General features: G+C 37.2%; 25 protein-coding genes. 18 read left to right on the top strand and 7 right to left on the bottom strand.

What is annotated here, in order from left to right:
• Positions 1–28: 28 nt before the first annotated feature.
• A complete protein-coding gene (gene dnaK / locus CIN_RS07905) occupies positions 29–1,945 on the bottom strand; it encodes a molecular chaperone DnaK (RefSeq protein WP_008854555.1) in 1,917 nt (638 codons plus the stop codon).
• 221 nt (positions 1,946–2,166) lie between these two features.
• Positions 2,167–2,769, bottom strand: a complete 603-nt coding sequence (locus CIN_RS07900) for a nucleotide exchange factor GrpE (RefSeq protein ID WP_008854554.1) — start codon at positions 2,767–2,769, stop codon at positions 2,167–2,169.
• Between the two features lie 278 nt (positions 2,770–3,047).
• Between CIN_RS07900 and CIN_RS07895 the strand changes: the two genes are divergently transcribed.
• The 18 genes from CIN_RS07895 to CIN_RS07810 all read left to right on the top strand — a co-directional run bounded on the left by CIN_RS07895 (position 3,048) and on the right by CIN_RS07810 (position 20,575).
• Positions 3,048–3,761, top strand: a complete 714-nt coding sequence (locus CIN_RS07895; RefSeq protein WP_008854553.1) for a response regulator transcription factor — start codon at positions 3,048–3,050, stop codon at positions 3,759–3,761.
• A 114-nt stretch (positions 3,762–3,875) separates the two neighbouring features.
• On the top strand, positions 3,876–5,603 hold the full coding sequence (locus tag CIN_RS07890) for a stimulus-sensing domain-containing protein (RefSeq protein ID WP_008854552.1): 1,728 nt from the start codon (positions 3,876–3,878) through the stop codon (positions 5,601–5,603).
• Between the two features lie 313 nt (positions 5,604–5,916).
• Positions 5,917–6,756, top strand: coding sequence for an OmpW/AlkL family protein (locus tag CIN_RS07880; RefSeq protein WP_008854551.1), 840 nt, complete (start codon positions 5,917–5,919; stop codon positions 6,754–6,756).
• Between the two features lie 18 nt (positions 6,757–6,774).
• On the top strand, positions 6,775–8,139 hold the full coding sequence (hemN, locus tag CIN_RS07875; RefSeq protein WP_008854550.1) for an oxygen-independent coproporphyrinogen III oxidase: 1,365 nt from the start codon (positions 6,775–6,777) through the stop codon (positions 8,137–8,139).
• A gap of 16 nt (positions 8,140–8,155) precedes the next feature.
• Positions 8,156–8,809, top strand: a complete 654-nt coding sequence (locus tag CIN_RS07870; RefSeq protein ID WP_008854549.1) for a hypothetical protein — start codon at positions 8,156–8,158, stop codon at positions 8,807–8,809.
• Positions 8,810–8,914: 105 nt separating this feature from the next.
• Entirely contained in the window at positions 8,915–10,558 is a 1,644-nt protein-coding gene (locus CIN_RS07865; RefSeq protein WP_008854548.1) for an electron transfer flavoprotein-ubiquinone oxidoreductase, read from the top strand.
• Positions 10,559–10,594: 36 nt separating this feature from the next.
• Complete coding sequence (locus CIN_RS07860) at positions 10,595–11,344, top strand: electron transfer flavoprotein subunit beta/FixA family protein (RefSeq protein ID WP_040364204.1); 750 nt, start codon at positions 10,595–10,597, stop codon at positions 11,342–11,344.
• Between the two features lie 2 nt (positions 11,345–11,346).
• A complete protein-coding gene (locus CIN_RS07855) occupies positions 11,347–12,294 on the top strand; it encodes an electron transfer flavoprotein subunit alpha/FixB family protein (protein WP_008854546.1) in 948 nt (315 codons plus the stop codon).
• Positions 12,295–12,372: 78 nt separating this feature from the next.
• Complete coding sequence (locus CIN_RS11930) at positions 12,373–12,510, top strand: hypothetical protein (RefSeq protein ID WP_008854545.1); 138 nt, start codon at positions 12,373–12,375, stop codon at positions 12,508–12,510.
• Between the two features lie 74 nt (positions 12,511–12,584).
• Complete coding sequence (locus CIN_RS07850) at positions 12,585–13,436, top strand: metal ABC transporter solute-binding protein, Zn/Mn family (RefSeq protein ID WP_040364289.1); 852 nt, start codon at positions 12,585–12,587, stop codon at positions 13,434–13,436.
• On the top strand, positions 13,433–14,188 hold the full coding sequence (locus CIN_RS07845; protein WP_008854543.1) for a metal ABC transporter ATP-binding protein: 756 nt from the start codon (positions 13,433–13,435) through the stop codon (positions 14,186–14,188). Before CIN_RS07850 ends, CIN_RS07845 begins: the two co-directional genes overlap by 4 nt.
• Before the next feature lie 28 nt (positions 14,189–14,216).
• Entirely contained in the window at positions 14,217–15,020 is an 804-nt protein-coding gene (locus tag CIN_RS07840) for a metal ABC transporter permease (RefSeq protein ID WP_040364203.1), read from the top strand.
• Between the two features lie 201 nt (positions 15,021–15,221).
• Positions 15,222–16,076, top strand: a complete 855-nt coding sequence (locus CIN_RS11525; protein ID WP_139016986.1) for a type VI secretion system amidase effector protein Tae4 — start codon at positions 15,222–15,224, stop codon at positions 16,074–16,076.
• A gap of 10 nt (positions 16,077–16,086) precedes the next feature.
• Positions 16,087–16,551 carry a T6SS amidase immunity protein Tai4 family protein gene (locus CIN_RS07830; protein WP_050798395.1) on the top strand — a complete coding sequence of 155 codons (465 nt, stop codon included), beginning with the start codon at positions 16,087–16,089 and terminating at the stop codon, positions 16,549–16,551.
• Positions 16,552–16,711: 160 nt separating this feature from the next.
• Entirely contained in the window at positions 16,712–17,659 is a 948-nt protein-coding gene (gene rapZ / locus CIN_RS07825; protein WP_008854539.1) for an RNase adapter RapZ, read from the top strand.
• A gap of 42 nt (positions 17,660–17,701) precedes the next feature.
• The gene (gene purH, locus CIN_RS07820) at positions 17,702–19,276 is read left to right on the top strand and encodes a bifunctional phosphoribosylaminoimidazolecarboxamide formyltransferase/IMP cyclohydrolase (protein WP_008854538.1); all 1,575 of its coding nucleotides are present in this window, start codon (positions 17,702–17,704) and stop codon (positions 19,274–19,276) included.
• A gap of 19 nt (positions 19,277–19,295) precedes the next feature.
• Entirely contained in the window at positions 19,296–19,841 is a 546-nt protein-coding gene (locus tag CIN_RS07815; protein ID WP_008854537.1) for a hypothetical protein, read from the top strand.
• A gap of 44 nt (positions 19,842–19,885) precedes the next feature.
• Positions 19,886–20,575, top strand: coding sequence for a hypothetical protein (locus tag CIN_RS07810; RefSeq protein ID WP_008854536.1), 690 nt, complete (start codon positions 19,886–19,888; stop codon positions 20,573–20,575).
• 121 nt (positions 20,576–20,696) lie between these two features.
• Here the strand turns inward: CIN_RS07810 and CIN_RS07805 are convergent, their stop codons facing one another.
• The 5 genes from CIN_RS07805 to CIN_RS07785 form a co-directional block, all read right to left on the bottom strand.
• A complete protein-coding gene (locus CIN_RS07805; protein ID WP_008854535.1) occupies positions 20,697–22,202 on the bottom strand; it encodes a replicative DNA helicase in 1,506 nt (501 codons plus the stop codon).
• A gap of 24 nt (positions 22,203–22,226) precedes the next feature.
• Positions 22,227–23,414, bottom strand: coding sequence for an AGE family epimerase/isomerase (locus CIN_RS07800; protein ID WP_008854534.1), 1,188 nt, complete (start codon positions 23,412–23,414; stop codon positions 22,227–22,229).
• A gap of 32 nt (positions 23,415–23,446) precedes the next feature.
• The gene (gene hldE / locus CIN_RS07795; protein ID WP_008854533.1) at positions 23,447–24,892 is read right to left on the bottom strand and encodes a bifunctional D-glycero-beta-D-manno-heptose-7-phosphate kinase/D-glycero-beta-D-manno-heptose 1-phosphate adenylyltransferase HldE; all 1,446 of its coding nucleotides are present in this window, start codon (positions 24,890–24,892) and stop codon (positions 23,447–23,449) included.
• Between the two features lie 27 nt (positions 24,893–24,919).
• On the bottom strand, positions 24,920–25,570 hold the full coding sequence (gene gmk, locus CIN_RS07790) for a guanylate kinase (protein ID WP_040364202.1): 651 nt from the start codon (positions 25,568–25,570) through the stop codon (positions 24,920–24,922).
• A gap of 147 nt (positions 25,571–25,717) precedes the next feature.
• On the bottom strand, positions 25,718–26,827 hold the full coding sequence (locus CIN_RS07785; RefSeq protein WP_211475716.1) for an S-(hydroxymethyl)glutathione dehydrogenase/class III alcohol dehydrogenase: 1,110 nt from the start codon (positions 26,825–26,827) through the stop codon (positions 25,718–25,720).
• Between the last annotated feature and the right edge of the window lie 11 nt (positions 26,828–26,838).

The following is a 26,838-nucleotide window of genomic DNA, read 5'->3' as shown; positions in this document are numbered from 1 at the left end:
CTTATTTATTTAGATACCTGCGAAATGATCAGGTAGATTTCTTATCATTGTTGCTGACATCTTCGAAATCTGCATCAACAACATCTTCAGCAGGTTTTTCAGAGCCTTCGTGAGCGCCTTCTGCACCAGCTTCAGCACCACCCGTTGCTTTATAGATGGTTTCACCAATTTTCATCAATAATTGAGAAAGTTTTTCGGTTGCTTCTTTTAATTCAGCAACATCACTGCTTTCTTTTTTACCTTTTACATCGGCAACAGCTGCTTCAATATCAGATTTTGTAGCATCATCAAGTTTATCACCATGCTCTTGTAGATTTTTTTCAACTTGAGCAACCAATGAATCAGCTTGGTTTCTGGTTTCAACCATTTCTTTTTTAGCTTTATCTGCATCAGCATTTGCTTCTGCATCTTTAACCATATTTTCAATATCTGCATCAGATAAACCACCAGATGCTTGGATTTTGATTTGTTGTTCTTTACCTGTTGCTTTGTCTTTTGCAGATACAGAAACAATACCGTTTGCATCAATATCAAAAGTCACTTCAATTTGAGGAACGCCACGAGGTGCAGGTGCAATTCCTGTTAAGTCAAAGTTACCTAATAATTTATTGTCTGCAGCCATTTCGCGTTCGCCTTGACAAACGCGGATTGTCACAGCGTTTTGATTGTCTTCAGCGGTAGAGAAGGTTTGGCTTTTCTTTGTTGGAATGGTTGTGTTTCTGTCGATTAAACGCGTAAACACACCACCAAGAGTTTCAATACCCAAAGATAATGGGGTAACGTCTAATAATAGAACGTCTTTAACATCCCCTTTTAACACAGCACCTTGAATAGCAGCACCAATAGCAACAACTTCATCAGGGTTTACGTTACGAGCAGGCTCTTTACCAAAGAATTCTTTAACGGTTTCGATGACCTTAGGCATACGGGTCATACCACCAACCAAGATCACTTCATCAATACCACCAGCAGATAATGCAGCGTCTTTTAATGCAGCTTTACAAGGTTCAAGGGTTCTTTTGATAAGATCTTCAACAAGGCTTTCTAATTTTGCACGGCTTAGTTTTAGAACCAAGTGTTTTGGTCCAGAAGCATCAGCTGTGATAAATGGAAGGTTGATTTCGGTTTCTTTAGAAGAAGAAAGTTCAATTTTTGCTTTTTCAGCGGCTTCTTTTAAACGTTGCAACGCAAGTTTGTCACCGCGAAGATCAATTCCTTGTTCTTTTTTGAATTCATCAGCAAGGAATTCAATAATACGAGAGTCGAAATCTTCACCACCAAGGAATGTATCACCATTGGTTGATTTTACTTCGATCACACCGTCAGAGATTTCCAAAACTGAAATATCGAAAGTACCACCACCCAAGTCATATACAGCGATGGTGCCACTGTTTTTCTTTTCTAAACCATAAGCCAACGCAGCAGCTGTTGGTTCGTTGATAATACGAAGAACTTCTAGTCCTGCGATTTTACCAGCGTCTTTGGTTGCTTGACGTTGTGCATCGTTAAAGTAAGCAGGAACAGTAATAACTGCTTGTGTTACTTTTTCACCAAGATAAGACTCTGCTGTTTCTTTCATTTTTCCTAAAATGAATGCAGAGATTTGTGATGGTGCATATTTTTTACCACGAGCTTCAACCCATGCATCACCATTGTCACCTTGGACAATTTCATATGCAACAAGGCTTTTATCGCGTGCTACCATTTTATCGTCATAACGACGACCAATTAATCTTTTTACAGCGTATAATGTATTGGTGGGGTTGGTCACAGCTTGTCTTTTTGCAGCTTGACCGACTAACATTTCATCACCTTCGGTAAACGCAACCATAGATGGGGTTGTACGTGCACCTTCGCTGTTTTCAATAACTTTTGTTTCGTTACCTTCTCTTATAGAAATACAAGAGTTGGTTGTACCAAGATCGATACCAATAACTTTACTCATTAATAAGCTCCTTTTAGCAACCTTTATAAGACCCGAAGCGCCTCGTAAAAGTCCTTTGAATAATTTATCATTCTATGATCTCCCAATTTTGGCTAAGTCATAAGAATGATACAAAATATAAATATGCATCCTTGAGAATAGTTTCAAGGAATTTTATCTAACATAATATTATACACAAAAATTTCATCAAGTCAGCAACTTAATAAAATTTAATTATCATTTTATTCTTTTTTATCGCCAGCTTTTGTAACGATAACCATTGCAGGTTTTAGTAAGCGATTATTTAACGTCCATGTCGGTGTCCAGCTTTGTAAAACTGTTCCTGGAGGATGTTCATCAGAAGGTTGTTCAGCCATTGCTTGATGTTTGTTTGCATCAAATGGAGCGCCTGTTGGATCTTCACATTTAATACCATTTTTTTCGAGAACTTGTAAGAAAGAACGTTCTGTACTTTCAAAACCTTCACGCATTTTGGTTAAGATGGGATCTTCGCTTTCTGTTTGTTTAGGTAAGCTATCTACACCACGACGTAGATTTTCAGCAGCCTCTACAACATCACGTGCAAATTTTTGAACTGCGTATAGGCGTGTATCGTCGAGTTCTTTTTTATGGCGATTACGTAGGTTTTGATTTTCAGCTTCGGAACGTAACCATTGATCTTTGGCTTCTTGTAGTTCATTTTTTAGTTTTTCTATAGTGTTTTCTTCTGTTTCAGTTCCTTCTTCTGCACTAAAAAGTGTCTCATGCCCAGGGGTAGTAGGCGCTTCTTGTTCAGAGGTTGCATTGATTTCAGCCTCATTTTGGTCATGTTCTTGTTGTGTCATAATTTTTACGTACTTTTGTTGTTAATACTTATGGCGATAAAACAAGTTTAATAAAACCTGTCGATAATTTTATAAAGAGCAAAAACTATCTTCTTATTATTTTAATAAAAATAAAAAAAGTTACAAGGAATTCAAATGAGAATTAAAATAGATTTAAGGTATATCAATGGTTTTTATTTTTAATATGTATGAAATTTAGAACGTTAAGTGTATGTTTATGCGCAAATATGATTTTAAAATATGTTGTTTGATATTTTTATGAATGGAGTAATTTAGGGATGGAAGCAGGAAAATATGTCATCGCATTGGTTGATGATGATCGCAATATTTTGACATCTGTTTTTATGATGTTAGAGGCTGATGGCTTTGCTGTGCAAACCTATACAGATGGTGAAAGTGCATTGCAAGGGTTGTTGTCCCGTCCTGTAGATTTGGCTGTTTTAGATATCAAAATGCCTCGTATGGATGGTATTGAACTATTGCAACGATTGCGTAACCGCTCCCAGATGCCTGTAATTATGTTATCTTCTAAAGACGAAGAAATTGATCAGTTAATGGGCTTACGATTAGGTGCAGATGATTATATTACTAAGCCATTTTCGCAACGATTATTGTTGGAGCGTATCCGAGCACTGTTAAGGCGTAATGATGCAACAAAAACAGAAGTGGAAGGTAGTGGAGCAGCGAGTGGTGTTGTTGTTCGTGGAGCTTTGACTTTGGATGATTTGCGTCATCAATGTCGTTGGAATAATCAAGATATTCAATTAACAGTAACAGAATTTTTGTTAACCAAAGCGTTGGCAATGCGTCCTGGATTGGTCAAGTCCAGAGATCAGTTAATTGATGCCGCTTATGGTGAGAATATTTATGTTGATGATCGTACGATTGATAGTCATATCAAACGTATTCGTAAGAAATTTCGTCAAGTTGATACAGAATTTGATAAAATAGAAACATTATACGGAATTGGGTATCGATATAAGGAAGACTAATCGCTTGATTGGTTAATATGAGTAAATATGAAGCATTTTTTTTCTTACTTTCGACGCCATAAAGCTGTATCGATAGTTAAATTAAATTATCACGCTCGATTTTCATCTCCCTTGATGAGACGTATTTTATTGGTAAATGCGTTGCCTTTAGTGGTCTTAGTTGCGACGTTATTATATTTAAATCAGTTTCAAAATAGTTTGTTGGAAACTGAAGTGACTGCATTGAGGGAGCAAGCAAAGATTTATGCTGGTGCATTAGGGCAAAGTGCAACACATAAAATGAAAGATTATTTCATTCCAGATGGTGGTTTTGATATGATGTTCGCGAGAAAACCAAGGGATGTTTATTTTTTGTCTGTTGATTTGGCTCGTCCATTATTACTAAGTTTGACAGCACCAAGTCCTAATGTGCGTGCGCGTGTTTATGGTCCAGATGGGCAATTGATTGTTGATAGTCGTGTCACATCAGAAAAAGAAAAACAGTTACAATCTCAGCCTCAGCGAATAATAAAGAATTTAGCTCCTACTTACAGGCAGAAGCCATCAAGTAGTTTTTCGAAAGTGATTATTGAAAAAGATAGAGTGATTAATACGCGGTATGACACTGTTTTAGAAAAGGTTTATACACATCTTTTAAGTTGGATGCCTAACTCAGGTGAGCGTAAGATTCAAAATTTAGCAATAAATACGGATCCAGAAGCCATTCCAAATGCTGTTAAGAAATATTTACAGTTTGCTAATGATCCTAACAGTCAAGAAACACCAGCTTATATTCGAAGGGCTGCAGATCATCGTTTGTTAATTACGGTTTCTGAGCCAGTTATTTATATAGGAAGAACGGTTGGGATTATTCAGTTAACAAGAGAAGCAAATAATGTTGATCAAGCATTATTTGCTGTACGTTCTTCTATTTTAATTTTGTTTTTATTAGCATTAATTATTACAGTTTTGTTATCTTGGTATTTGTCTTTAACAATTGCTAGGCCTTTGTTGGCGTTAGCGATTGCTGCACATAATATGCGAGATGCCGTTGGTAAAGCAGAAATGGTGCCTGAAAAGCTGTTGGTTCGTAAAGACGAGATTGGAGATTTAGCAAGGACATTACAAGAAAGTGGAAAAACTTTATGGGCTCGAATGGGAGCAATAGAACGTTTTGCTGCGGATGTAAGTCATGAGTTGAAAAATCCACTTTCTTCTATTCGATCAGCAATAGAGCTTTTACCTAGAATTGCAGATGAAGAACATCGTAAACGGTTGCTTTTTATTGTACAGGATGATGTTAATCGACTTGATCGACTGATTACGGATATTGCTAGTTCTAGTCGTATTGAAACAGAAATGTCTCGTGTCACTCCTGAAGCGGTAGAGGTGATGCCTATCTTTAAATTGCTATCAGAGTTATATGAAGCGACTCATAAATTAAACGCGCCTCATGTTGTTGTAGAGGTTAATGATGATCAACAGCAAGAAAATCTTAAGGTTTTAGTTGTAGAAGATCGTTTAGTGCAAGTTCTTCGGAATTTAATTGGAAATGCAATTTCTTTTTCTCCTCCTAGTGGTTTGATTACTTTATCAGTGAAAGCAACAAAAGATAAGGTGGAGCTGATGGTTTGTGATCAGGGACCAGGAATTCCTGAGAATAAATTAAATAGTATTTTTGAACGTTTTTATACAGAACGTCCTGAAGGAGAGAATTTTGGTTTGCACTCCGGTTTAGGCTTATCGATTTGTCGACAAATTATTGTTGCGTTAAAAGGAACAATAATGGCGCAGAATATCTATGATAAGCATGGGATGATTATTGGGGCTTGTTTTGTAATTTCATTACCTAGAGTGTTGTGATAAATATATCCGCAACCTTCATAGAAAATGATGCATAAAAGATACATAATATTCGATTCGTTTTAAATATAGGGTGGTTGTTTTAAAACCGTATTAAAAGTCATAAAAAGTTATTAAGAAAGCTTTTTTGAGGGTTTATATGGAAAAAATAAATATTTCATGCATAAACTGAAGATTGAATAGTTGTTTTTTTATCACATGATTTTTTGTTGATGCTTTAAGGGTGATTTTTTGATTGATTACATAGCAACTAGATTTTATTAGTTTGGTTAATAGTTCCTTTGCTAATGCTAAGTCAGTAAGGTTTTCACACATGAAAAAGTCATTAAGTCGTATTGCTATTGTTGCTGCTATGCTTATGCCAGCTGCAGGTTATGCACAACAAAATTATTCAAACACAAATTTAGGTCCTGCTGTTGCTCAAGCGCAAGATACAGCTGCAGTTCCTATGGTTAGAGAGGAAATCTGGGCTTCTGGTTGGAGCGGAAAAATTCAATATCGTGATGTTCCGATGTACAAACAACCAAAAGCACCAAAACCACATTGTGGTGTTTTCCAAACATGTCCTGGTGTAACCAAAATTGGTCTTGGAAAAGGTGACTTTATCTTACGTGCTGGTGCATTAGGTGTTATTCCTAATAATACAAGCAGTCGTACATCTGTTGGTGGTCATGTTACCGCTTCTAATGCTGCTATGGGTGAATTAAGTGCAAACTATTTTGTAACTGACAACTTAGCTTTTGAATTAATTGCATCTAGCACTCAACATAAAATCTGGGCACGTGGTACTGCTGCTGGTGATGTGTATGTTGGTAAAGCATGGGTTATCCCACCAACACTTACAGCTCAATGGCATTTTCTTCCTCATAAAAGATTTAATCCATATGTTGGTGTTGGCTTAACGGTTGCTTTCTGGCATAATCTAACACCTGGTGGTGGTATTGTAAAAAAACTTGATTTAGAAACAACAGTTGGACCATCTTTCAATGTTGGCTTTGATTATCAACTTGTTGGAAATTGGTTCTTTAACATTGATGCTAAACAAATGTTGCTAAATCAACGTGCTCACCTTAATGATAGTCCAAACAGAATTGATGCTCGTACCTCTTTGAATCCAACAGCGATCAGTGGTGGTATCGGATATCGCTTCTAAATCTTAGCGGAGTTCGGAATGAAACAGGTTGTTTCCTTTGACCGTCTTGCGCGGTATGAAGGAAACTTACCGCGCTATACAAGCTACCCGACAGCAGTACAGTTTACTGATGATGTCGGGTTTAGTCTTTATAAAGAATGGTTGCAGGCTCTTCCAGAAGGGGAGCCTGTTTCGCTGTATTTACATGTTCCTTTTTGTGACGAATTATGTAAATTTTGTGCCTGTAATACACAGGTTGTTAATCAAGAAGCCATACGAACAGCTTATGGTGATTTATTGTGTGACGAATTAATGAGATTGGCGGGTTTTCTTAAAACGCGTCGTTCAGTTAGTTTTATTCATTTTGGTGGTGGAACGCCAACAACATTACCGATGATTGCAATGAAAAAGGTAATGCAAACAATATATTCATTGTTTGATATTCAAAAAGACGCTGATATTTCTATAGAGCTTGATCCTCGACATGTGTCTGTTGAGTATTTTTCAAATTTGCATCCTTTAGGGTTCACCAGAGTAAGTTTTGGTGTGCAGGATTTGGATCCTAAAGTACAAAAAGCTTGTGGTCGTATTCAAAGTAAAGAATTAACAGCGCATTGTATTGATGTTGTGCGTCAGAATCATATTCATTCGGTGAATATTGATTTAATTTATGGGCTTCCCAATCAAACGACTGAAAGTTTACGAGAAACGATTCGATCTGTTGTTGAATTGAAGCCCGATCGTTTAGCCGTTTTTGGGTATGCGCATGTTCCATGGAAATTTAAACGTCAAACTTTATTAGAAGGTGATGTATTACCTGATAGTGTTGAACGTTTTCAACAACGCCAAGTCATTGACGAAATTCTACAAGAGGCTGGATATCAAGTTATTGGATTAGATCATTATGCGTTGCCTCATGATACGATGAGTAAAGCAGCACAACAAGGGACATTACATCGTAATTTTCAAGGATATACCGTGGATGATGCCCCAGCATTACTTGGTGTTGGTGCTTCGTCTGTATCAATTGTTCCTCAAGGAATTGTGCAGAATCATCCTTCCGTTGCTGCTTATCAAAAAGCGATGGCTGGTGGCGGTGAGTTACCTATTGTGCGTGGAGTCGAGCGTAATGAGGAAGATTTATTACGTTGGACAGTGATTGAGCGATTAATGTGTGATTTGCATATTGATTTAAAACAAGTAACAAGTCAGTATAATAAACCAGATAATTTTTTTGATGATGCTTTGGCTAAATTAAAATCATTTGAGGATGATGGGTTGGTTCAGATTACGGATTATAAAATTACAGTCACTGAAGAAGGACGTTGTTTTTTGCGAAATATAGTGGTTGTATTTGATACTTATTATCGCGTTGCGCCTCAACGTCATGCTCAAGCAATATAATTAAAGGTGTATCAATATGAATGTTCAAAATAGTGATGCGGGTCAAGTCGTGCGTCATGCTGTAAGTCAAGCATCAGGACATACGCAGCCTTATCGGCATTGGTTATTAAAAGACGTTTTGCCTGACTATGTTTGTGATTCATTGATTGAATGGATGCCTGATGCAAAGGCAGTGTCTGGAGATATTCAAGGGCGTCGTGAAAATAACAATCAAAACCGTGTTTTTGTGAATCCTCAAAAACAAGAAGAGGATCAAAGATGTGTGGCTTTGGCTCAAGCTTTTGAGGCTCAAGAAACAAGGGATCTTTTTTCTAAGATAACGGGTGCAGATCTTTCTGATACATGGTTAAGGCTTGAGTTATGTTTGGATAAAGAGGGATTTTGGTTAGAGCATCATACGGATATTGGTGCTAAAAAACTCACCTTTTTGATTTCTTTATCATTGGGAGAGGATGCTGAAAGTTGGGGAACAGATATTATGAATGCTCAAGGAGAGTCTTTGGCTCGCAGCCCTGGTGTATTTAACTCTGCTTTTTTATTCATTCCTGGTAAAGATACTTGGCATGGCTATCAAAAACGTCCGATGAGTGGTATTCGTCGTACTTTAATTATGAATTATGTTGACAAAAGTTGGCGAGCAAAGCATGAACTTGCTTTTTCTTATGATTAAAAATTAAATTGTGTTTCGAGGAATATTTTTAGTATTTTGTATTAAAAATTGTCATTTGATTAAAATTAAATTGATAGTTGTAGCAGATAAATAGGATAAAAGAGCATGAGTAATATCACACGTGAGCAAATGGAATTCGATGTTCTAATTATTGGAGGTGGTCCAGCTGGGCTATCTGCTGCTATTCGATTAAAGCAATTGGCTCCTTCTGTGGAAATTTGCTTGATTGAAAAAGCTTCTGAAATTGGGGCGCATATTGTTTCTGGGGCTGTATTAGAATTAACAGCGTTAAATGAGTTGATCCCAGATTGGAAGCAAAAGGGGGCACCATTAGATACTCCTGTGAATAATGAACGTGTTTTCTATTTATCCAGTGAAGAAAAATCTACAACCATTCCAATTATAAAATCTTTGATGCCTGCTATGAATAATCATGGCAATGTTATTGTCAGTTTAGGTGATTTTTGTCGTTGGTTAGCAGCTCAAGCAGAAGAGTTAGGAATTGAAATTTTCCCTGGCTTTTCTGGGAACGAGCTTATTATTGAAGATGACAAAGTTGTTGGTATTATCACTGGGGATATGGGGCTGGAAAAAGATGGAGCTCAAGGAGCTAACCATGAACCTGGTATGGAATTAAGAGCCAAATATACTATGTTTGCTGAAGGGTGTAGGGGCTCTTTGTCTAAAAAATTAATGGATAAATTTAATTTAAGGCAAGGTGTTGATCCTCAGACTTATGGTCTTGGTATTAAAGAGCTTTGGGAAATTCCTGCGCATAAACATAAACCTGGATATATACAGCACAGCTTTGGATGGCCATTAGATAATAGTACCTATGGTGGTTCTTGGTTATATCATTTTGGTGATAATTTAGTGTCTTTTGGGTTTGTTATCGGATTGGATTATAAAAATCCTTGGTTGTCTCCATTTGAAGAAATGCAACGCTCTAAAAACCATCCAGTAGTGAAGTATCATTTAGAAGGTGGCAGACGGATTAGCTATTCTGCTCGCGCATTGTCAGAGGGTGGATTGCAATCTATTCCTAAACTTTCTTTTCCTGGTGGGGTATTAATTGGGGATGCTGCTGGCTTTTTAAATATGCCTAAAATTAAAGGCACGCATACAGCGATGAAATCAGGAATGCTCGCTGCAGAAGCAATTGCAGAAGCATTAACAACGCAAGAAGTCGAGCCTATTTCTTATCAGTTCCGCTTACGTAAATCTTGGTTATGGAAAGAGTTATATCAAGCACGTAATATTCGTCCTGCTTTTGCAAAATTTGGTGCAAGAATTGGAACGTTATATACAGGATTTGATTCAATGGTGCGAGGAAAAGTGCCTTGGACATTCCATCATCGTCTGGCAGATAATGAAAAACTAGAAGCTGCGTCTGCATGTAAGAAAATTGAGTATGCGAAGCCCGACGATCAATTAACGTTTAGTCGTGAATCTTCTGTATTTTTGGCAAATATTGATCATAGAGATGATCAGCCTATACATTTGAAATTAAAAAATCCTGCGATTTGGAAAACAGTGAATTGGGAAGTTTTTCACTCTCCAGAATCTCGTTATTGTCCAGCAGGTGTTTATGAAGCTGTGGATACAGAGGAAGGAAAAGAGCCTAAATTACAGATTAATTCTCAGAATTGTATTCATTGTAAGACTTGTGATATTAAAGATCCAACACAAAATATCGATTGGGAAACGCCCGAAGGTGGCAGTGGCCCGAATTATCCTGGTGGAATGTAAAGTTTTTATTTATTAATGTCGTAACGAAAGGGTGTTATGAAACTATTAGTTCCGGTGAAACGGGTTGTTGATTCTAATATTAAACCGTTGGTAAAATCCGATAATTCTGGTGTAGAGATTGGTGGCGTGAAAATGTCCATGAATCCTTTTGATGAAACCGCAGTAGAAGAAGCTGTTCGATTAAAAGAACAAAAAATTGTTTCTGAAGTTGTTGTGATTTCTATTGGAGAAGCAAAATGCCAGGATACATTGCGTACAGCAATGGCAATGGGTGCGGATAGAGCAATTTTAGTAACCACAGAAGAGCCTTTGGAATCTTTGGGTGTTGCTAAAATTTTACAGCATTTTGTGACCAAAGAACAACCTGATGTTGTTTTAATGGGTAAGCAAGCCTCTGATGATGATATGAATGCGACAGGTCAGATTTTAGCTGCAAAATTGGGATGGGCTCAAGGTACTTTTGTAAGTAAGCTTACTCTTTCAGCAGGAAAAGCTGAAATCATTCGTGAAATTGATGATGGACAAGAAGTTTTAGAACTTACCCTACCAGCTGTGATTACGACTGATTTACGTTTGAATGAACCTCGTTATGCATCTTTGCCAAATATCATGAAAGCACGTAAAAAACCAATTGAAACGGTTGCACTTGCTGATCTTGGATTGGATACTGCCGTTCGTTTAGTGTCTCAATCAGTACAAGAATCTTCTTCTGTGCGTGAAGGTGTTATTGTTGGTTCTGTTGAAGAGCTTATGGATAAACTTCAAAATGAAGCAAAGGTAATTTAAGAATGGCTGTTTTAGTATTATTAAGTTATGAAAAAGGCGATAAAATCCGCCCGATTAGTCGTTCTGCGATTACTGCTGCTGGTTTGTTAGGCACAGAAGTGCATGCTTTGTTGGTTGGGGAAGGGCTAGATATACTTTCTCAAAAAGCAGCTCAATTACATGGTGTTTCAAAGTTGCTTGTAGCAGATCATGCTGCTTACGCACATATGCAAGCAGAGCCTGTTGCTGACTTAGTTGCTTCTTTGGCTGGCGCTTATGATTCTATTGTTGCACCTGCAAATGCAGAGGGAAAAGATATTCTTCCTCGTTTAGCGGGGTTGTTAGATGTGCAACCTATTTCTGATGTCGTTGAAATTATTGATTCAGAAACTTTTGTGCGTCCAATTTATGCAGGTAGTATTCTTTCAACTGTAAAATCTAAAGATGCAAAAAAGTTATTGTCTGTTCGTGGAACGACTTTTGAAGCGACAGCAGAAACTGGTGGAAATGCAGCTGTTGAAAAAGTTGAAAATCTACCTATTTCAGATAAACAACTGTCTGTATTTAAAGAGTTAAAGCTTTCTCAATCGGATAGACCAGAGCTTGAAGGCGCACGTGTTGTGGTTTCTGGTGGTCGTGGAATGCAAAGTAGTGAGAATTTTGTATTGCTTGAAAAGATTGCTGATCAATTAGATGCTGCAATTGGAGCTTCACGAGCTGCAGTTGATGCTGGTTTTGTCAGTAATGATTATCAAGTTGGGCAAACAGGTAAGATTGTTGCTCCTGAACTTTATATTGCAGTTGCAATTTCTGGTGCTATTCAGCATTTAGCAGGAATGAAAGATAGTAAAATTATTGTGGCTATTAATAAAGATCCAGAAGCGCCCATTTTTAAAGTTTCAGACTATGGAATTGTTGGGGATTTATTCGAAATTCTTCCACAATTAGAGGCCGCGTTAAAAGCAAGGTAATTGATAATTAATGCTTCTTATTTATTGGGAAGCATTAAAAAAGAAATAGATATAAAATATTCAATAAGGATTTTTACCATGAAATGGGAAGTTGAAATTCCTAAAGATAAATATTATGTAAAAGTTATTAATATTAAATGGTTATTAATTTTACATGCAGGATTAATTGTTTTACTTTCTATCATGATGTATGGTGCTTGGAGTTTAGGTAATTAATTTGATCGTAATTTAAATAAATGCTTTTTGTTCAGTTCAAACAAAATACGTTCTTTTCTTTTTTAGGGTTATTGATGTTGTGTAGCACTTGCGTGAGTGCTTATGCAGTAGATGAAACTAAAGTAATTCATGTGATTGCTGCAGAGAATATGTATGGAGATATTGCTCAGCAACTGGGTGGAAAATATGTTCAAGTTGATTCTATTTTAAATAATCCAGACCAAGATCCGCATTTATTTGAATTAACGCCGAGCACTGGCAAAAAAATTGCGGATGCGAATTTAATGATTGTGAATGGGTTAGGGTATGATTCTTGGATGGATCGTTTATTAACCAAATATCATTTTAATCATCAAGATATAATTTCTGTACAAGCTTTATTAAATCGTAAAGAGGGAGACAATCCTCATTTATGGTATGATACTGATGCAGTTATGGTTTTATTACAGAAATTACAAACTGTTTATAGTCAGTTAGAACCACAAGAAAAATCATTTTTCACAAATCAATTTAATGTATTTAATGCCGATTTAGCTAAAATTAATCAGCGTATTCAGGCGGTTCGTCAGCAATATCCTCATGTTAAAGTGGCAGCAACAGAGCCTGTGTTTGGTTTGATGGCTCAAAAGCTAGGGTTCGAAATGTTAGAAGAACCGTATCAATGGGTTGTGATGAATGGTGGAGAACCAACACCAAAGCAAGTTGCTCAATTTATTCAAGATTTAAAAACGCATCCGATTCAAATCTTATTTTATAATGAACAAGTTTCAACGCCAGCAACGCAGCAATTAAAGAAAATTGCGATTGCATCTGGTGTGGCTGTGGTTGGGGTATCTGAAACGATGCCTGCTCATGTCACTTATCAGCAATGGATGAATCAGGTTTTGGATAAAGTAGAGGCTGCTTTAAAAAGTAATTCGCGATGAAGGTCATTGAATGTCAACATCTTGATATTCGATTGGGCTCTCGGTTAGTTTTATCTCAGCTTGATTTTAATATAAAAGACAATCAATTTATTGGTGTGTTTGGCCCCAATGGTTCGGGTAAAACGACTTTTATGAAAGCATTATTAGGAATTATTCCTTGTGCCATTGATGAAATCAAGATTTTTGGACAACCTCCTAGAAAAGCCAGAAAACATATTGGGTATATTCCGCAATATCGGGATATGGAGACTTTTCGTTTAAAGGGGCGAGATTTTATAGCCACTAGTATTCGTGGTCATAAGTTGGGTCTGCCATTTTTAACAAAACAAGATTTACATCATATTGATGAAGTGTTAGATCAAGTTCATGCTAAAGATTTAGCGGATATTCCTTTATCTGAGATGTCTGGTGGACAAAGACAGCGTTTATTGTTGGCTCAGGCTTTATTAGGGCATCCTAAGTTAATTATTATGGACGAACCTTTTGGTAATTTAGATCCTAAATGGGTTAAAATCATTTTGTCTTTGATTAAAGAACTACAAGAACAAAAAAAATTAACAATTTTACTCTCAACTCATGATTTAAACCCTTTAATGAAAGTGATGGATCAAGTAATTTGTATCGGTAATCAAAAAGCGATTTTAGGAGATGTGGATCGCGTGATGACATCGGATGTGTTGACGGGGCTTTATGGCTTTCCGATTGAAGTGGTTAAGACGGATCAACATCTTTTTGTAACGACAGCTTGTTAATTTATTAATTTTGAAAGTTTATTCGAGGATGTTTTCCCTTGAATTTATGCAAACTGCATTTATTGCATCGGGTATTGTTGCGATTATTTGCGGATTAGTTGGATATTTTTTATTGATCCGCAGAGAGGCTTTTGCAGGGCATGCATTGTCACATGTTGGTTTTGCAGGTGCAACAGGGGCCAGCCTTGTTGGCGTATCTCCGTTTTTGGGGTTGTTGGTGTTCAGTCTTGGGGCTGGGGGATTAATTGGTGCAATTGGCCCTAAGCTAAAAGATAGAGATATTGCGATAGGGTTGGTTTTATCGACCTCGATGGGATTAGGGTTATTATTCTTACATTTTTATACCCGCTATGCGTCGCAAGTGACTGGGTTACTTTTTGGTAATATTTTTGCAGTTGATACACAAACTTTATATGGATTGATTATTCTCAGCCTTGTTTGTTGTGCTGTGATGTTGTTTTTTATGCGTCCTTTGTTATTTGCGTCGTTACAACCTGATTTAGCAGAAGCAAAAGGTGTTTCTTTGCGACGTGTTTCGATCCTTTTCCTTGGATTGGTGGCATGTGTTACGGCGGCTTGTGTACAGGTTACAGGGATATTATTAACCTTTTCTTTGATGGTAGGGCCAGCAGCCGTTGCTCGTCAGCTTAGCACCACCGTTTGGAAAGGTGTTTTTTTATCTATTTTCCTAGCAATCGCAGAGGCATGGGGGGGGATTATCATTGCTTGGATTACGGATTATCCTGTTTCGTTTTGGATTAGTTTATTGAGCTTTGTTGTTTATTTATTTTCGTTATTAATAAGTAGAAAAGTATCATTGATAAGAAAATAATTTATTTATCATTAATAAAAAACCATTTTAAACCTGTGTTGTAATGATTCTTTTATTAAAGAAATAATTGTTATGATATAATTACTATTAAATTATTTATAATTATACATTTTAAGAAATATTTAATGAGATTATATTATTCCCAATCGTAACAATAGAAACACACACTCTAATAATAGACCGCATGCTGCACATTCTCATGTGCAAACACATCATTCGACATCACATCCAACAGTTCATCATCATGACGAGCATTCTACGCATCACAGGCATTCGAATGTTCATTATTCATCACCAGTAATTCGTGAGTTACATAGACCGCCTAGAGATTATCGTACACATCCAATGGAATTTGGAAATAGACATCATGATGAACATTCTGCCAGTGCTAATAGACACTCGACTGCACATCATTCCTCGCCTGTAATTCGTGAGCTCCATAGACCCGTTCGAAACTATAGTACACATCCGATGGAAATACCTCATCCACAAACAAAACAATCTTTCTCATCAACAAATCAATCGGGTAAGCTTCCTTATTATGATGACTTATCTAGCAAAACATCTGATGTATATCCTAGAATTAAAGGAGTGAGTGATGCTATTATTCTTCAAAAAGCAGGTAATAGAATTGGAGGGGAAATTAAGCTTAATATTGATAATGGCACTTTCGAAAATGCTTGTGCTCTTCGTATGAGTTATATTTTACAACAAAATGGTTATCGTATTTCACCTACAGATGGATATGCCCCTAAAGGTGCAGATGGATTACGATACCTTGTGCGTGTCTTGCAAATAGCAGAATTTATTATCAAAAAATTTGGTCCACCGACTCAAACTTTAACTTATTTAAAAGATGGTAGAGAAATTAGAGGAAAAACTGGGTTATTGATTTTTTATGTTGAGCGTTGGAGGAATGCAAAAGGACATGTTACTTTGTGGGATGGTAAAGATTGTTATGATCATTGTTACTTTCAAAATAATCTCGATGACGATGACAGTGGTGCAAAAGTTGTCAAAATTTTATTTTGGGAACTCAAAAGAAGAAAAAGGTGAGACGTAATTGATGAAAAAAATAGGTGTCATTGTATTACTCAATTGTTTTTATTTTATCAATTGTCAGGCAATGGATAAAATAACTCAAATTCATTATGACAAAGCAGATATTGGATATCGTAACTATGGTTCTAATTTTAAAGATTCCGTTTTTGCAGCTTGCTTACAAAAAGCATTTGGAAGTCAAAATCCTACTTTTAATGAAGACGCAAAAGCGACACGAGGTGCTTTATTTGAAATGTGGATAAATTTTGATTTCAAAAAAACTGGTAAAGTTACTCAAAAGCTGAATAAGTTAATCCAACAATATTTAAATCAACCTTATGGATCTTCTATATATCCAAAATCTAAAATGTATATTTTAAAATGTATGGATTTATATCACAGTGATGATTTGGATAAATTAACCAAAGAATTTGTCATTCATCCTAATCGAACTTATAAACAAGATAACCCTAAATATCCATATGAATAGTAAAATAGATACTTCTGTTTAAACTTTTAAACAAGATCGCTAGAATTGGTAATTTTATAATGATAATATCATTAAATTCATAATTATTTGATTGTATCAGGACGTGTTGTTGCTTAATATTATATTTTGTTGATATATTACAAAGATCGATTTTTTTCCGATGCAAGATGATTTATTAGATAAAGATATTATAAAACAGCCTGTTGTTTTTGTAACGGGGCTGTCTGGGGCTGGGAAATCAACTATTCTCCGTGCTTTGGAAGATCTAGGGTATGAGCTGGTTGATAATGCACCCGTACAAGTCATCAGCGATATTGTCAGTAAGGTCGAAGGGCCGATTGTGATTGGATTAGATTCCAGAACTAACGGGTTTGAAGCATCGACGGTTATAGAGTTACTGGCTAGATTAAGATTAAATCCGTCTTTACATATTCAGTTAATTTATGCGACATCTGAAACGGATGTTTTATTGCGTCGTTACACAGCAACACGAAGACGCCACCCAATGGCAGCAGGTGGAACAGTTAAAGAAGGCATTGAAGCAGAGATCGCTTTGATGGAGCCGTTAAGGCAAGTTGCAGATTTAGTCATTGATACTTCTGATTTGCCGCCTTTTGAATTACGTTTATTGGTGGAAACTCGTTATAGTTTAGGCCATGATAAAGGTCAGGGGCTTTTAACGCTTACGCTGATGTCTTTTGCCTTTCCAAGTGGTGTCCCTCGCGAAGCAGATATGGTATTTGATGCAAGGTTCTTGCATAACCCGTATTATATTCCAGAGCTCTCTAAAAAGACTGGGTTGGATAGAGAAGTTCAAGAATATGTAGAGAAAGATCCAGACTATCAAAAATATGTTCATTTGATAGATGAAATGTTGAGTTTAATTTTCCCTCGTTTTGTTTTAGAAGGGAAGAAATATGCCACGATTGCGGTTGGATGTTCAGGTGGACGCCATCGCTCTGTGACTATTGTTGAAGATTTGGCGCAACGTCTTGCGCATCCGAAACATAATCAAGAAGGGCTACCAGTTTTGATTATGCATCGTGAGTTGGCACGCCAAGGAATTCAAACCTGGCGTTGGGTTGCTCGCCCTCAAGAGCAAGAGTAATAAGTTTTTTAATGATTAAGAGAATATTTTAGGAATTGAGTAATGGATCAAAGAGTTATTCCTGTTCGTCGTGCGTTAATTTCTGTTTCAGATAAAACAGGTTTACTTGATTTGGCAAAATCCTTAGCCGAACAAAATGTAGAAATCTTATCTACAGGTGGAACTGCAAAAACAATTCGTGATGCAGGGATTAAAGTGATTGAGGTTTCTGATTTTACGGGTTTTCCTGAAATTTTAGATGGTCGAGTTAAAACACTTGTTCCTCAAATTCATGGTGGGCTTCTTGGGCGTCGTGATTTGACAGCACATCAAGAGCAAATGAAAGAACATGGTATTTTGCCAATTGATCTTTTATGTGTGAATTTATACCCATTTGAAGCAACTGTTGCTTCTGGTGCGGGTGAAGAAGACGTTATTGAGAATATTGATATTGGTGGTCCAGCGCTAATTCGTGCAGCTTCTAAAAATCATAGCCATGTGGTGGTTTTAACAGATCCTGCACAATATAGTAATTTTATTGAAACATTTGTTCAAACGGGTGGATCAACTCTACAACAACGTAAACAATGGGCTCATGCAGCTTATGCTAGAACTGGCGCTTATGACGCCGCGATTGCTGCTTGGTTTGCAAAAGAAGAAAAAGATCTTTTCCCACAACGCTTTTTATTGAGTGGTCAACGTAAACAAGTATTACGTTATGGTGAAAACCCACATCAACAAGCTGCTTTTTATACGAATGATGAAAATCGTCCTGGGGTTTCAACAGCAAAACAACTTCAAGGCAAAGAGCTTTCTTATAATAACTTGAATGATACAGATGCAGCTTTTGAAGCTGTGGCTGAATTTGATGAACCTTCAGTAGTGATTGTAAAGCATGCGAACCCTTGTGGGGTTGCTAGTGCTAAAACCTTATCTGAAGCATGGGATTTGGCTTTACGTTGTGACCCTGTTTCTGCTTTTGGTGGCATTATTGCAATGAACCGTCCATTAGATGCAGAGTTGGCAAGTAAAATCGTCACGATCTTTAGTGAAGTGGTGATCGCGCCTAAAGTTAATGTAGATGCATTAGAGATTTTATCTAAAAAGAAAAATGTTCGCGTTCTTGAAACAGGGTCAATGCCGGATCCATTGGCTCAAGGCGTGATGGTAAAAACGCTTGCTGGTGGTTTCTTATTGCAAAACCGTGATAATGGACGTCCTTCAGAATTTAAAGTCGTGACCAAAAGACAACCTACCCAACAAGAAATGGAAGATATGATTTTTGCTTTCCGTGTTGGTAAGCATGTGAAATCAAATGCGATTGTTTATGTTAAAGATAAAGCAACTGTTGGGGTTGGCGCTGGACAAATGAGTCGTGTTGATTCTTCACGTATTGCTGCGCATAAAAGTGCCGAAGCAGCTGAAGTTGCAGGGTTGTCTGAACCATTAAGCAAAGGAAGCGTTGTTGCTTCAGATGCATTTTTCCCATTTGCAGATGGTTTACAAGCTGCGATTGCTGCGGGTGCTACAGCGGTTATTCAACCAGGTGGTTCTATGCGTGATGATGAAGTGATTGCTGCGGCTGATGAAGCAGGAATTGCAATGGTCTTTACGTCTATGCGTCATTTCCGTCATTAAGAGTTTAGGATCAATTGTTATGAAACGCACAGTTCTTTTTGCTTTGTTAGCTTCTGCATGTATTAGCCATTCTGTGATGGCGAAAGATTATAAATTTAAAAGTCAATTTAACCCATCTACGGTTCAATGGTCTAAGAATACTGGGGTCGCAATGGTTGCTGGTATGGGGATTTATCGTGAAGCTGATGGAACAATGAAAACTTGTGCGGGTCAGACGATTACTTATTATCCTTACGATGCTTATATCTTAGAAGACCTACAAGTTAAAATGCGTGGCATTAAAAAAGTAAAAGATTTTGATTCTCGTATGAATGCATATGCTTTTACCGTGCCATGTGATGCAAATGGAGATTTCAAATTGACAGGAATACCAGAAGGAAAATGGATTTTTGTTATGAATATTCCTACAAAAAAAAATAAAGATGATTACTCTGCCTATGATCAATCGGCTGATTTAACAAATGTTGCAGGTCAAGGAAATGGGATTTTATATCGTATTGTGAATGTAACCACAGGAAAAGTGAACTCAGTTCCCTTGGTTCAAGGGGATGTAGACGAGCATTAGATTAATATAAAATATTTGATGTTTATTATTTTAATGAGGTTTGTATGTATAGAAGAAAGGATATCTTTGAAGATTTAGAAAAATACCAGCCTTATATAATAGTTTACAAGAAGAAAAAGATAATTGATATTTTTCTTGCCCTAGGTTTTTTTTCCTATTTTCTTATGTGTGTAGCAGGTAGATTATTTCTCTATAGGGTCGACTTAGTATTTTATATCCTAGGTACAATATGTATATTTTTGTGGTCATTATCTCCTGTAAGACACATATTTATTTTTTGTTGGAAAAGCAAATCTTCATTCCTTATTTTACTGACTGAAAAAGCTTTTCAATCTGATGAAGATCAAGCGCGTATATTTGCAAAAAAGTATCAAATTTATGAGCTGGAATATGCAAGAGACGTTTTAAAAATCGATATTAACAGGTATGAAGGTCGATATGTGCTTGATATTGGTATTCCAGTTGTAATTTCTTTGGTGGTTATTTTTGTCAATAATTATAGTGAGCAATTATTTGGAAAAGATCATTTAACACTTATTTCAACCGTTGTATTGTATGCAATCGTTTTTTTTATTTCAATCGCATTTTCTGCTTATTTACTCAAAATAAGCCTTTTGTCATATAAGTATAAAATAGCTCTTCTTGAAAAGGCTATTTTACAAAAAACAATAGATGAAAAAGTTAATAAAAAATCGTTTTTTAAACTGCACGATTTATTAAAGTATTTTAGATAAGAGACTTATTATTTTGTTAAAATATCGGATTGGCTCGCATTTTATATTGGGATTATCAGTTATATTTTTTATTTAAGTATAATAACAGATAGCTTAAGAGTATGACTGGTTGCTTATAGCTTTAAAAATCATGAATATCATCAAGATCGCTAAAGCGTGTGAATTCACCTTCGAAGAAGAGGTCAACTTTCCCTGTGGGGCCATGACGTTGTTTTTCTAGGATGAGTTCGGCTTTATTGTGAACCTTATTCATATCGGCTTGCCACTTTTCAAGGGCGATTTGATATTTATCTTCACTTTCAAAAGCAATCGGTTTGGGCATACGTTGTTGAAGGTAATATTCATCACGATAAACAAACATCACGGCATCGGCATCTTGCTCAATAGATCCAGATTCACGTAGATCAGAAAGTTGAGGGCGTTTATCCTCTCTATTTTCAACTTGTCGAGAAAGCTGAGATAACGCAATGACAGGAATCTCAAATTCTTTCGCTAAGGCTTTTAATCCTTGAGTAATTTGTGAAATCTCTAAGACGCGACTTTCTGGGCGGCTACCGACAGATGGACGCATAAGCTGAAGATAATCAACAACAATAAGGTTTAATCCTCTGGTTCTGGACAATCTACGACACCTTGTCCGCATGACAGAAAGGCTGATTGCTGGTGTATCATCAATATATAAGGGAAGTTGAGAAAGCTCACGACTAACTTGCACAAATTTATCGAATTCTTTTTGACCAATTTCACCACGACGAATACGTTCGCTGGAAACTCTGGATTCTTCGGATAAAAGACGAGTGGCCAATTGTTCAGAGGACATTTCCAAAGAAAAAATAGCTACGGTTCCAATGGGTTTATTGGCATTTCTCTGTGTTTCTGCATTGCGTAATAGGCTTTTAGCAGCATTAAACGCGATTTTAGTGGCAAGAGCAGTTTTACCCATTGCAGGACGTCCTGCAAGAATAATGAGATCCGCAGGATGTAATCCCCCAGTTCTTTTATCCAGATCTTTTAATCCTGTTGAAAGACCAGCAACACCACTAGAGTTTGAAAACGCATGATTGGCAATATTAATTGCCTCGGTTAGAGCGTTTTCAAAGGAAATTAATCCACCTTCTTGCCCTTTGTGGGTGGCAAGTTGGAAAAGCTTTTCCTCTCCTATGGAAATCTGATCAGACCCAGTAATTTTCATATTGGATTCAAAGGCACCATTGACGATGTCTTCACCAATATCAATTAGCTGCCTTCTAATCCACGCATCATGGATAGTTTTTCCATAATCTCTGGCATTAATAATCCCGACCATGGATTGTAATAGTTGTGCAAGGTAAGCAATACCTCCAACTTCATCTAAAACACCAGTATGCTCGAATTCTGCCTTGAGGGTAACAGCATCGGCAATTTGTCCAGCCTCTATTCGACGGACAATAGCATCATAAATTTTACCATTAATAGGATCGGCAAAATGTTCACTAATTAAAAATTCAGCGATTTTTTCATAGGCTTTATTGTTGGTCAGCAAAGCTCCGAGTAAAGATTGCTCGGCTTGAATATTTGCTGGCGGAAGACGCTGAGAGAGGCCTAGTAGAGAGGAGGTTTCGTCTTGTTTCGATTCTATAGATTTCACGTTTTACTATATCACTTTTTAAGATTATTGTCTGTTGTGAATTGTGGGGAAAGTTGTGGATAATGTGGATAATTGTATTGTGTGGTGAAGTTGCATATACCCGCTGACAATATGATAGAAAGAGCTCGTTGGAATTTTAGAGCTATTGTAATCATAACAATGGGTTAATTGGTCTTGCCATGTGCCTTTTGGGCAGTTTGCAAAGTAACGGCGGAGTAAATTATCAACAATTTTACCGAGATGTTGATAACTTTTTTCATCATTCATCAAGCTAGTCGCACGAATAGCTTCTGTTTGCACCCATAAACGTGCAGATTTATTCACTAGAGTTCCATCTGTTTGAACTTTATCTGCTACGAGCCCTGTAACTTGATCAATAGCATAGCGTTCATTAAAACGATACATTCGTTGCATTTCATCTTTATGGCTAATGCCAGTTAGTCGCTCATATTCAGATAAAAGCCATATCCATTCATATTGATGACCAGGTTCCACTTCTGTTGGCATTGGATGAGGAACAGAAGACCAATTTTCAACGAAATACTCTTCTAGAACGCCAGCTTGATGGTTAAAAAAATGCGTTTTAAAAAGATGAATTAGTTTATGCGCAATGAGAAGGTCTTGTTCTGCACCCGTCGTTTCATATAAAGCGAGAATTGCTTCTAATAAATGCATATGCGGATTTTGTTGTCTATAACCAGTTACTAAAGGAACGATATTTTTATATCCTCCTTGAGGGTAAGACATAAAATTTTCAATCCATTGTAGCGTTTGTCTAGCTTGCTGAATAGGCCTTGGATCGTTGCTGAGGCGAGCATACCAAGATAATGAAAAAATAATAAAGGCAATGTCATATAAATCAGAAGATGAATCGAGGATTTGCCCTTCTCGAGTTAAACTTTTTGCCCAATGCCCTTCGCTTAACTGTGCATTCTGCATGAATTGATAAATTTGTTCTGTAATATAATTTCCTGATGTCCACCCTAACAAAGCGCCTTGAGTAAAGCTATATAATTGGCGAGCTTGGACACGTAGGCGTTTATAACCTGGAAAATCAGGAGAACCATCCATTTTTAATTGTTCGTGAGCTCCCCATTGGAATGGTTTATCTAAGCCATCCCCACCCACAGTTCCCCAATAAGGTAATGCTTGATGTAATAACCATTGTGTAAAAAGATCATATTGACAGCGAACATGATGAGGGATGTTCATTTTTTTTCCATGATGTATAAATGCCAAAAACCTTAAGAATTCGAGATCTTATCAATAATATTGGTTGTAGAAAAGCCTTCTTGTAAGTTCGCTAAGATAACTTTTCCGCCATTGATCTCAACAATATCTCGCCCTATGACTTCTTTATTTTGATAATCAGCACCTTTGACGAGAATATCAGGTTTAAAAAGATTAATGAGATTAAAAGGAGTATCCTCATCAAACGCAACGACAGCATCAACATATCGCAAAGCCGCCATGACTTGAGATCTGCTTTGTAGATTATTAATGGGTCTTTGTTCACCTTTTAAGGCTTTGATGCTGCGATCTGTATTGAGAGCAACAATTAGGCGATCACATTTTTCACGTGCCTGTTTCAGTAACATGACATGTCCTGGATGGATAATATCGAAACATCCATTTGTAAAACCAACGGTGAGTTTTTGTCGTTTCCACTGTTTGACTTGCTCTAATAATTGTTCTGGATGCAGCAATGTTGGTGAAATCGTTTCGGAAAAACTACGTGGGTCTTGCGCTTTTAATTCGTTTAAGACTTCTGCAATGCTTGTTGTAGAAGTCCCCGCTTTGGCAACAACAACGCCAGCTGCTGCATTGGCAATATGCATTGCTTCAGATAAAGAGTATCCCGCAGCATATGCTAATGCTAAGGTTGCAATAACCGTATCTCCAGCACCAGAAACATCGAATACTTCTCTGGCACGAGAAGGAATGGTTGTTACAGGCTTTCCTCTTTCAACAAGGGTCATTCCTTTTTCAGAGCGTGTGATTAAAATCGCTTGACCTTGGGTAGCATTTAATAAGGTTTCACCTGCTTGTTCAAAATCGTGATCATTTTCCAAAGTATGTTGAACAGCAGCACTGGCTTCTTTGGTGTTTGGTGTGACGCAAGTTGCATATTGATACAAAGAGAAATCAGAGGATTTTGGGTCAACAAAAACAGGAATATTATGGAGTTTTGCCTGTTGCATTGTATGCTTGATTACGATGGGATGACACACCCCTTTTCCATAATCAGAAATGACGATGGCATTGACTTTATCGATTGCTAAATCAATCGATTGTAGTAGTTGCGAAATTTCGTCATGATGAAGTGGGGCTAAACTTTCTTCATCAGCACGAATAACCTGTTGATTGGCAGCAATAAAACGAGATTTACAAATTGTTGGACGGTGTGAAGATCGAACTAAATAACGATCTGTAATATTTTTTTGTTGAGCTAAGTTTTTAAGGCCATCTGCATATCCATCTTGACCAATTAACCCAATTAAGATTGCTTTCCCCCCAAGAGATAAGATATTATTCGTGACGTTTCCTGCTCCACCGAGCATTTCTTTTTTATCATTTAATTGCAAAACAGGAACGGGGGCTTCGGGGGATATGCGCTGGACATTGCCATAAATAAAACGATCCAGCATGACATCACCAATGCATAAAATGGTAATTTTAGAAAAATCCATTTCTATCAGTCTCTTTTTGGGTTGGAATTAACGGGAAAAGCTATCTGTAAAGGATTTAAGGAAAATTTGGCGCTTGGTTTTTAGGCGTTCACAAGAAAGAATGCTTTCGGCTTCATGAATAGCAAGGTCTAGTTTATTGTTAATAATAACGTAGTCAAATTCTTTCCAATGTGAAATTTCGTTTAAAGCAGCATCCATACGTTTATTAATTTCATTTGGATGATCAGAAGCTCTATTAATGAGACGTTGTTGTAGCTCTTCTAACGAAGGAGGGAGAATGAAAATACTCACAACATCATTTGGCAAAGCTGCTTTGATTTGTTGTTGCCCTTGCCAATCAATATCAAAAATAAGGTCTTTACCTTCGGCTAATTGTTGTTCAACAGGGGCTTTAGGAGTTCCATAGCTTTTTCCAAAGACTGTTGCCCATTCCAATAGGTCTCCATTCTTAGCCTGTTCCTCGAATTGTTCTTGAGTGATAAAGTGATAATGAACACCATCGGATTCACCAGGGCGAGGAGGGCGTGTCGTTACTGATATGGAGTGAGATAAATTTTTTTGAGAGGCTCTAAGCGCATTGGCGATGGTTGATTTACCAGCCCCCGACGGGGCAGAAAGCACAAAGCAAATCCCTCTTCTTTTAGCGGGTTCTGTAGGTTTAGATTGTAGCTCAGACATAAATTTCCTCCACGAAGCATCCTTTGATGGTTGTTTATATCAGAAATTGTTTATTTCATAAATAAGGAAGGTTAAGGATAAATAACATAGATAGTATATTATAAGAATTGCTCCTCTAGTCGGTTAAACTAGAGGATACAACATATATTAATATCGAATAACCGTGCGAATAGATTTACCGTCATGCATTAAATCAAAAGCTTTATTAATTTGATCTAAAGGCATTTCATGAGTAATAAAATCATCCAGTTGGAATTTACCTTGTAGGTAATCATTAACGATATTTGGCAGTTGAGAGCGCCCTTTGACACCACCAAATGCAGAGCCGCGCCATACACGTCCTGTTACCAGTTGAAATGGACGGGTTGAGATTTCTTCACCAGCCCCGGCGACGCCAATAATAACGGATTCTCCCCAGCCTTTGTGGCAGCATTCCAGAGCAGAGCGCATGACTTTAACGTTGCCAATACATTCAAAAGAAAAATCAACACCACCGTTGGTTAATTCAACAATAACGTCTTGAATAGATTTTTGATAATCTTTGGGATTAATGCAGTCTGTTGCTCCTAGTTTTTTGGCGAGATCAAATTTGTCTGTATTAATATCAATGGCAATGATTCGTTCTGCTTTTGCAGCTTTCGCGCCCATAATGACAGAAAGACCAATACCACCCAAACCAAATACAGCAACACTATCACCAGGTTGCACTTTGGCGGTGTTGGTAACAGCACCCATGCCTGTTGTGATTCCGCATCCCAATAAACAGACTTTTTCTAAAGGTGCTTCTTTACTGATTTTTGCAACAGAGATTTCTGGAACAACGGTATATTCAGAAAAGGTAGACGTTCCCATATAATGAAAAATAGGCTTGCCATCTTTAAAAAAACGGGTGGTGCCATCAGGCATTAACCCTTTGCCTTGTGTAACGCGAATAGCTTGGCATAGGTTTGTTTTGCCAGATAAGCAATATTCACATTTTCCACATTCTGGCGTGTAAAGAGGAATGACGTAATCTCCAACAGAAATACTGGTCACACCTTCACCAACAGCCTCTACGATACCAGCCCCTTCATGACCTAAAATAGCAGGAAAAATTCCTTCTGGATCAGCCCCTGATAATGTGTAGGCATCAGTATGACAAACACCTGTGGCAACAATACGAATGAGGACTTCGCCTTTTTGAGGAGGCATAAGATCGACTTCCTCAATGATTAATGGTTGTTTAGGCCCCCAAGCAACGGCTGCGCGTGTTTTAATAAAGTCCATCT

This window comes from Commensalibacter intestini A911 (assembly GCF_000231445.1).
Taxonomy (GTDB): Bacteria; Pseudomonadota; Alphaproteobacteria; order Acetobacterales; family Acetobacteraceae; genus Commensalibacter; species Commensalibacter intestini.
This window is presented reverse-complemented; position numbering and strand designations above follow the sequence as displayed.